The sequence below is a fragment of the Tolypothrix sp. VBCCA 56010 genome, assembly GCF_050875635.1.
Taxonomy (GTDB): Bacteria; Cyanobacteriota; Cyanobacteriia; order Cyanobacteriales; family Nostocaceae; genus Hassallia.
This window is the reverse complement of the sequence record NZ_JBPAOH010000447.1, coordinates 1-412: the sequence shown is the minus strand read 5'-3', so window position 1 is coordinate 412 and position 412 is coordinate 1. Positions and strand designations below refer to the sequence as shown.

The following is a 412-nucleotide window of genomic DNA, read 5'->3' as shown; positions in this document are numbered from 1 at the left end:
CAGCTTCAGATACAGTTAACTTAGACATCTGCTGATTATAGCTCATGAAATGTCTAAGAATAACGAAGATTGTCTAATTATTTTGATTCAGCTACCCAACCCTTGGGTCTCGTTTATGCTCACGCTGGCAAGATTTTAGCAATAACAGTATTGGGACAATTCACACCTTTCAAGGGGGCGAGAAATCGGTGATTATCCTATCCACCCGCCAGTGCCGTAAAGAAGATTCGCTGTGGTTTATTAATCGCCGACCCAATTTACTGAATGTCGCAGTAAGTCGTGCTAGGGAATTATTTATTTTGGTGGGGAATTTAGCTTAAAACAAAAGAAGCCTCACGTCTCACCCTGTACTCAGGGGAGCGTGAGATGAATTTTGGGCAATGACGAATTGACCAACGAACGATATTGAACG

The 412-nt window shown here is 42.2% G+C and carries 1 protein-coding gene; it reads left to right on the top strand.

Features of this window, described 5'->3' with window-relative positions; translation table 11 throughout:
• Positions 1-149 precede the first annotated feature (149 nt).
• Positions 150-320 carry an AAA domain-containing protein gene (locus AABK37_RS41940; protein ID WP_432557264.1) on the top strand — a complete coding sequence of 57 codons (171 nt, stop codon included), beginning with the start codon at positions 150-152 and terminating at the stop codon, positions 318-320.
• Positions 321-412 lie beyond the last annotated feature (92 nt).